At 75.0% G+C, this 1,478-nt stretch carries 2 protein-coding genes; both read right to left on the reverse strand.

Annotated elements, in window-relative coordinates:
- Positions 1 to 3 precede the first annotated feature (3 nt).
- A complete protein-coding gene (locus AB0I89_RS33500; RefSeq protein WP_357134854.1) occupies positions 4 to 969 on the reverse strand; it encodes a hypothetical protein in 966 nt (321 codons plus the stop codon).
- Positions 966 to 1,331 (reverse strand): helix-turn-helix transcriptional regulator, encoded by a 366-nt coding sequence (locus tag AB0I89_RS33505; RefSeq protein WP_357134855.1) that lies wholly within the window; start codon positions 1,329 to 1,331, stop codon positions 966 to 968. Before AB0I89_RS33505 ends, AB0I89_RS33500 begins: the two co-directional genes overlap by 4 nt.
- Positions 1,332 to 1,478 lie beyond the last annotated feature (147 nt).

Here is a 1,478-nt window from a genome sequence, read left to right on the forward strand (position 1 = left end):
CGGTTAGCGGTTGGCGCTCGGCGCGGGGGGTCGGGCCAGTCGGGCGCGGACGGCGAGGGCCACCGGTAGCAGCGCGGGGCCGACCAGCGCGACCACGGCAGCCGTCGCGGCGAGCGCCGTCCAGTTCGGGACGAACGCGCTCCGCATGCCGTCCGCCGCCCCGGCCAGCGGTAGCAGGGCCAGCAGACCCACGGGGGTGAGCAGGATCAGCAGGGCCCACCCGCCCCGGTGGTCGCCACGTACGGCCAGTCCCACCGCGAGCAGCATGGCCACCGCGAGCACCGCCACGGCGGTGTCCTGCAACATCAGAATCGCCCTCACCGCGCGATAGGTCCAGGCGAAACTTCCCGGCGTCAGGCTTGCGGCCGCCGCCAGGCCGGCGACGGCGGCGAGCAATGGCGCCACCCGCAGCGCCACCGGCCGCGCGCGGGACGCGCCGAGCGCGACCACACCCAACCCGACCTGCGGGAGCAGCACGAACAACGGTGGACGGGGCAGGCCGGTGAGCGCGGCGGCGGGGACGAGCGCGACCGTGAGAAGCAGCGCGAGCGCGACCGCGCGTCGGTGCCACCGGCTGGGTGCCAGCGCCTGCACACCCGCGGCGAGGAGCCAACCGACCCACGCCACGATGCCGAGCGAGACGAACGGCCCGGCGGACGGCTCGCCGAAGCCGGGCAGAGCCGGGCGCAGTTCGAGCACGGTCCACATGCCGGCGAGCGTGGTGGCGGTGAGCAGGGCCAGGGCGGCCGCGAGGTGTACCCCGGGGACCAGGTCGGTGACGCCGGTGGCGCGTACCCGTTGGCGGAGCCCGCCGCGGAGGAGGTCCACGGCGTCCGCCGGGGTGGGCCAGCGGCGGCCCGGCTCGGCCAGGTCCAGGTACGTGCCGACGATCTCGGCGCCCCGGGCCCGCCGGTAGTCGGCGGGGTACGCGGCGAGGAGCCGGAGGTAACGGCGCTCGATCTCGGTCATGCGAGGCCTCCGGCGAGGCGTGGGGTGGTCGGTCGGGCGGCACGGGCCCGTGCGGCGAGCCGGGCGGTGGCGGCCTCGACGTTGCGTCGCAGCCGTTCGGTCTCGGCGCTGAGGGTGGCGTCGCCGTCGGGGGAGAGGCGGTAGTAGCGGCGTAGTCGGCCGTCCACCACCTCCTCCCGGTCGACGTCGACGAGGCCGGCGTCGACCAGCCGGTCCAGCGCGCCGTAGAGCGTTCCGGGGCGCAGCGACACGCGGTTGTCGGAGAGGGCGGCGACCTCGCCGATCAGTCCGTAGCCGTGCATTGGCTCGACGGCGAGCGCGGTCAGGATCAGGAAGGTGGGTTCGCGCAGGGGTATATCCACGGCGACAATATATCGGACCCGAAGGTATATCGGGGGGCGTTACAAAGCGGGCCGGGCCGGCTCCACGATCGTGGCCGAACACGAAGGCGGGCACGGTGCTCAACGCCGTACCGACGCCGGAGCCGGCGGCCGACGACGAGACCGGCT

Origin of the sequence: Micromonospora sp. NPDC049801 (assembly GCF_040656575.1) — a bacterium.
In the GTDB taxonomy this organism is placed as follows: domain Bacteria; phylum Actinomycetota; class Actinomycetes; order Mycobacteriales; family Micromonosporaceae; genus Micromonospora.